We start from the raw sequence: 5388 nt of genomic DNA, 5'->3' as shown, positions 1-5388 counted from the left end.
TCGATGTCGAGCACGCCGACCTCGGAGGAGAGGACGACCAGGCCGTCCTCGGTGATCGCGGCGGTCGGCTTCGCGGTGCTGCTCAGCGGCGCGGTGGAGACGATGCGGGCGGCCTACCCGGCCGGCCAGGCCCTGCGGCTCACCGGCCAGGCGATCGTCACCAACGACGGCACCCCGGGCCTCACCGACGAGGCGGTCGCCGCCCACCCGGTCGGCAAGGCCGCCCTGCCGACCCGCGCCTTCGTCCACCGCGCCGACGGGACGACCGCGGTGATCGACGCCCTCGGCTCCCGCGACCCGGCGTGGGACCGGCCCGGCGAGGCGGTGCTGGGCGCGTCCACGGCGACGTGGCTGGGCGTGACGGCCGGGCAGCAGTACCCGGTCCGCTTCGCCGACGGGGCCACCGTCCCGCTGCGCATCGCCGCGATCCTGCCGGACGACCCGGCCCGCGGCGACTTCGTGCTCGCCCGCAGCCTGGTCCGCAGCCACGACCCGGCCGCCCTGGGCGACGACCTCTTCGTCCCGGCGGACAGCGGGCCGGTCGCGGTGGTCCCCGGCACGGCCGTCCACGACGCCGTCCGCTACGCCCTGGACGACTACGACACCGACGCCCGGCTGACCGACAGCCTCGCGGCGATGCTGATCGCCGTCGCCGTCGGCTACAGCGCGATCGCCACCGCCAACAGCACCGCGCTGTCCGCCCACGGCCGCCGCCGCGACCTCGCCGTGCTGCGCTCGACCGGCGGCACCGTCCGCCAACTGGTCCTGCTCGCCGCGGCCGAGGCGGCGCTGGTGACCGCCGTCGCCACCCTGCTGGGCCTGCTGGCCACCCTGCCACCGCTGGCCGGGCTCGCCTCCGGCCTCTCCCAGAGCACCGGGGCCCCGGTCACCCTCCAGCTGGACCCGGCCGCCCTGGCCGCCGTGACCGGCGCCTGCCTGCTGCTGGCGGGCACGACCAGCGCGGTGGTGACCTGGCGCGCACTGCGGCGGGGGTGAGGCGGGGAGGAACGGTGCGGGTCGGCGGGCCCGGTCAGACGTCGGCCGGGAGGGCCGGGGCCCGGCGGGGCTGGCGCGGGAGGGCGAGGGTGAGGGCCTCGCGGGAGGCGGCCGGGAGGGCGAGGGCCGAGGCGGTCTCGGCGGGGAAGGGCTGGAGGCCCAGCAGGGCGGTGGTGAGGCGGGTGGTGGCGCGGTGCCAGTCGGGGATGCGCTGGAGCATGGCGTGGCCGCTGCCGGTGACGGTGTAGCCGCAGACCCGGGCCCCCGCGGCGCGGCTGCGGGCGGCGAAGGCGTGGGTGTCGGCGGGCGGCGTGACGGTGTCGCGGTCGCCGTGCAGCATCAGCACGTCCCGTCCGGCGAGCTGTTCGCACGGGTCCTCGGCCGGGCACCACGGTGCCAGCGCGACCAGGCCGGTGACCGACGGGTGCCCGCCGGCCCGCAGCGCGGCGCGCCCGCCCATCGAGTGGCCGACCAGCACCGTCGGCACCGGCCCCAGCAGCTCGGCCAGTTCGTCGAGCGCGGCGGTCGCGTCCCGCGCGGCGTCGGCCCGTTCGCCGTTCCAGCCGCGGTGGCGGTAGCGGACGGTCCCGACGGCCACCCCGGCGTCCGCGGTCGCCCTGGTGAGCCCGCGCAGGAAGCCGTGCATCCGCAGCAGCGGGAGGTTCAGCAGCCCGGGCCGGGCGAAGTTGTGCTCCTCGCCGCCGTGCAGCACCAGAACGGCGGCCTTCGCCGCGTCCGGCCGGACCTGCCAGTGCAGCGCCCGGTGGCCCACCGCGCGCTCCGCCGCCGTACCGCTCACTGCCGCACCGTCCCGTCCATACCGCCCGTTCCGTCCGTCCCGCCCCGTGGCCGGCCCCCGGAGCGTCACTGTACGCGTGCGGCCGGCCGGACGGTTCACCCGAGGGAACCATCCCGGACACCGGGCGCGCGCGGACGGGGCGGGCGCCTGCTATCCACGAAGGGTGGGGGGCCGGAAGCGCCCGCTCGTGGCGCCGTGTCACCGAGTGGAGGACTCCATGGCTCAGCAGCTCGCACTGTCCGTCGACTTCGGGTCGGGTTTCACCCAGGCCTGGTCGAAGATCGCCAAGGTCATTCCGCAGTTCATCGCCTTCCTGGCGATCCTGGTCATCGGCTGGTTCGTGGCCAAGGCGATCGCCAAGATCCTCGACCGGGTGCTGCGCCGGATCGGCTCCGAACGGGTCGCGGCGCGGTCCGGGGTGGCCGCGCACCTGGCCGGCTCCAAGTACGACATGACCGGCATCATTTGCAAGGTCGTCTACTACATCGTCCTGCTGATGGCCCTGCAGCTGGCGTTCGGCGTCTTCGGCCCGAACCCGATCAGCACGATGATCCACAGCATCGTGGCCTGGCTGCCGCGCGGCATCGTCGCCGTGGTGATCGTGGTGGTCGCGATGGCCATCGCCAACGCGGTGCGCGACATCGTGGGCAACGCGCTGTCCGGCGCCTCGTACGGCCGGACGGTCTCCACCCTGGCCTGGGCGTTCATCGTCGGCCTCGGCGTGATCGCCGCGCTGGGCCAGGCCGGGATCGCCACCGCGATCACCGGGCCGGTGCTGATCGCCGCGCTCGCCGCCATCGCCGGCGTGCTGGTGGTCGGTGTCGGCGGCGGCCTGATCATCCCGATGCGCCAGCGCTGGGAGCGGTGGCTGGACGGCGCCGAGCGGGAGACCGCCCGGCTGCGCGGCAACGCCTACCAGGCCGGCCGCTCGGACGCGCTGTCCAACCAGCCGGTCCGGCCGACCACCCAGACCGGCCCGGGCACCCCGCCCGCGCCGGGCATCGAGGGCGACCAGAACCGCTGACCGACCAGCGCCGGTGACCGGCCGGAACCGGTGACCGGCCGGGGTCTCAGACCTCCAGCAGGCCCTGCTCGCGCACCAGCCAGCAGATGGCGGTGAGCCGGATCACGGCGTAGTCGTAGCCGACCGGCTCCCGCCAGCCGATCTCGGCGAGCGCGTCCAGGAAGCCCAACGCGTAGTCCGACAACTCCTCACGGTCCAGGGGCCGGGGCGCGAGCTCCGGCCCCTGCGCGTACAGCAGCTCCCGCAGCATCGCCGCGTGCTGGTCGACCGCCGCGACGAAGCCGGGCTCGAAGGCGAACTCGGCCAGCCGGGGCGTGAAGGCCGTCACGATGCCGGGCAGCGGGCAGCCGGCCGGCTCGTCGGGGGAGCGCCGGAAGGAATCGTCGGTGGCGAACATCCGTCCACGTTAGGCGAGTCCCGGGGCGGGAACGGGCGCCCGTGACGGTTCCGTGCTGAGACCTTGGCCACCCCGCCCGGGCCGGCCGCCCGCCGAACGCCCGCCGCGTGAACGGTCCGTGGTCGGGCGGACCCGCTCTGCCGACCACCGGGTGCTCCGTACCAGAATGGCGGGCATGGATCTCCGCATCTTCACCGAACCCCAGCAGGGCGCGAGCTACGACACCCTCCTCAGGGTCGCCCGCACCGCCGAGCAGCTCGGCGCCTTCAGCGCGTTCTTCCGGTCCGACCACTACCTGAAGATGGGCGACGTCGACGGCCTGCCCGGGCCCACCGACGCCTGGATCACCCTGGCCGGCCTCGCCCGCGACACCAGCACCATCCGCCTGGGCACCCTGATGACCGCCGCCACCTTCCGGCTGCCGGGCGTCACCGCGATCCAGGTCGCCCAGGTGGACGCGATGAGCGGCGGCCGGGTCGAGTTCGGCCTGGGCGCCGGCTGGTACGAGGCCGAGCACGCCGCGTACGGCATCCCCTTCCCGAAGGAGAAGTTCGGGCGGCTGGAGGAGCAGCTGGCGATCATCACCGGGCTGTGGAACACCGCGCTCGGCGACACCTTCGACTTCGCCGGCGAGTACTACACGCTGACCGACTCGCCCGCGCTGCCCAAGCCCGCCCAGGAGCGCATCCCGGTGCTGGTCGGCGGCCTCGGCCCCAAGCGCACCCCGGCGCTGGCCGCCCGCTTCGCCGACGAGTTCAACCTGCCGTTCGCCTCGGTGGAGGACACCGCCGCCCAGTTCGCCCGGGTCCGCGCCGCCGTCGAGCAGGCCGGCCGCTCCGCCGACGAGCTGGTCCACTCCAACGCCCTGGTGGCCTGCGTCGGCCGGGACGACGCCGAGGTGGCGCGCCGGGCCGCGGCGATCGGCCGCGAGGTGGACGAGCTGAAGCAGAACGGGCTGGCCGGGACGCCGGACGAGGTGGTGGAGAAGATCGGCCGGTACGCGGCCGTCGGCAGCGAGCGGATCTACCTCCAGATCCTCGACCTGGACGACCTCGACCACCTGGAGCTGATCGCCTCCCGGGTCGCCCCGCAGCTCGGCTGACCCCCGGCCGCCGGGCCCGCGTCGGCCCGGCGGCCCGGGTGGTGGCCGGGGCCGTCCGTACCCGCTCCGACCTCCGCCCTTTACTCGCTCTTGGGAATGCGCGATGCTCCTAGAGCCTGGCGTCGGCTCGCAGCCGCGAGTCCGACGGCGGGCCGTGGAACGGGAACGGCGGGGGGAGACCGGGTGAGCGGGACGAGAACGGTGCGGACGGCGGCGGTGCCGAGGGTGCCGCCGCCGCGCACCGCCGGGGAGCGGGTCGTCCTGCCCGTGCCGCACGACCCGCCCGTGCGGCACGAGCTGCGCGGGCCCGGGCCGGCCGTCCTGCGCTACCCGGCCGGGGACCTGCTGGTCGTCACCGGCCTGCCCGGCAGCGGCAAGAGCACCCTGATGCGCCGCTGCGTCCGCGCCCCGCTGATCGACTCCCAGCTGGTCCGCGAGGAGTACGCGGCCCGGCTGCCCGGCCGGCTGCCGTACGCGCTCTACCGCCCGCTGGCCCGGCTCGCCCACTACCGGCGGCTGCGCCGGGCCGTCCTGGACGGCGGGCCGCTCGCGGTGCACGACTGCGGCACCCAGCCGTGGGTGCGGGCCTGGCTGGTCCGCGCCGCCGCCCGGCAGCGCCGCCGGGTGCACCTGCTGCTGCTCGACGCCGACCCGGCCGAGGCGCTGGACGGGCAGCGCCGCCGCCGGCGCGGCGTCTCGCGCTACGCCTTCGGCCGGCACCTGGCCGCGGTCGCCCGGCTGCGCCGCCGGATCCTGGAGGCCGGACGGCTGCCGGCCGGCTGTGCGTCGGCCGTGGTACTCGACCGGGCCGCCGCGCGCGCCCTGCGGGAGATCGACTTCACGGCGTCGTAGTCTCGGCGAGTCCGCGCCGGGCGCCGGCGGGTCCGGCCGGAGCAGGCCCGGAGCGCGGCCGAGACTCCGTCAACTCCCCTGTCAGGAGCGCTGATGCGCCGTACTGCCCGGGTGCGCTCGCGTGCCCCTCGCCTGTTCCCCTGCGCCGCCGCGCTGGTCGCCGCGGCCGGTCTGTGCCAGTTCGCCGCACCGGCCGGGCAGCGCGTCGCCGCTGCCCC

The 5388-nt window shown here is 76.1% G+C and carries 6 protein-coding genes; 4 read left to right on the top strand and 2 right to left on the bottom strand.

Features of this window, described 5'->3' with window-relative positions:
• A partial coding sequence (locus ABZW03_RS36630; RefSeq protein ID WP_355268533.1) for an FtsX-like permease family protein occupies positions 1-996 on the top strand: 996 nt, incomplete at its 5' end.
• 34 nt (positions 997-1030) lie between these two features.
• Here ABZW03_RS36630 and ABZW03_RS36625 read toward each other — a convergent pair.
• The gene (locus ABZW03_RS36625; RefSeq protein ID WP_355268530.1) at positions 1031-1795 is read right to left on the bottom strand and encodes an alpha/beta hydrolase; all 765 of its coding nucleotides are present in this window, start codon (positions 1793-1795) and stop codon (positions 1031-1033) included.
• 217 nt (positions 1796-2012) lie between these two features.
• Between ABZW03_RS36625 and ABZW03_RS36620 the strand changes: the two genes are divergently transcribed.
• Positions 2013-2819, top strand: a complete 807-nt coding sequence (locus ABZW03_RS36620; protein ID WP_355268527.1) for a hypothetical protein — start codon at positions 2013-2015, stop codon at positions 2817-2819.
• A 46-nt stretch (positions 2820-2865) separates the two neighbouring features.
• On the opposite strand, the gene ABZW03_RS36615 is transcribed toward ABZW03_RS36620, so the two are convergent.
• Positions 2866-3216, bottom strand: a complete 351-nt coding sequence (locus tag ABZW03_RS36615) for a DUF6401 family natural product biosynthesis protein (protein ID WP_355268524.1) — start codon at positions 3214-3216, stop codon at positions 2866-2868.
• A gap of 175 nt (positions 3217-3391) precedes the next feature.
• Between ABZW03_RS36615 and ABZW03_RS36610 the strand changes: the two genes are divergently transcribed.
• Together ABZW03_RS36610 and ABZW03_RS36605 are read left to right on the top strand one after the other, a co-directional pair.
• Complete coding sequence (locus ABZW03_RS36610; protein ID WP_355268521.1) at positions 3392-4318, top strand: LLM class F420-dependent oxidoreductase; 927 nt, start codon at positions 3392-3394, stop codon at positions 4316-4318.
• 285 nt (positions 4319-4603) lie between these two features.
• The gene (locus tag ABZW03_RS36605; protein WP_355268536.1) at positions 4604-5170 is read left to right on the top strand and encodes an AAA family ATPase; all 567 of its coding nucleotides are present in this window, start codon (positions 4604-4606) and stop codon (positions 5168-5170) included.
• The last annotated feature ends 218 nt before the right edge of the window (positions 5171-5388 follow it).

Origin of the sequence: Kitasatospora sp. NPDC004799, assembly GCF_040609095.1 — a bacterium.
In the GTDB taxonomy this organism is placed as follows: domain Bacteria; phylum Actinomycetota; class Actinomycetes; order Streptomycetales; family Streptomycetaceae; genus Kitasatospora.
This window is presented reverse-complemented; position numbering and strand designations above follow the sequence as displayed.

What these genes read in the sequence shown, in the direction of transcription:
- ABZW03_RS36615 (WP_355268524.1), bottom strand. Translation starts at nt 3,216, where the DNA reads ATGTTCGCCACCGACGATTCCTTCCGGCGCTCCCCCGACGAGCCGGCC.
- ABZW03_RS36620 (WP_355268527.1), top strand. Translation starts at nt 2,013, where the DNA reads ATGGCTCAGCAGCTCGCACTGTCCGTCGACTTCGGGTCGGGTTTCACC.
- ABZW03_RS36610 (WP_355268521.1), top strand. Translation starts at nt 3,392, where the DNA reads ATGGATCTCCGCATCTTCACCGAACCCCAGCAGGGCGCGAGCTACGAC.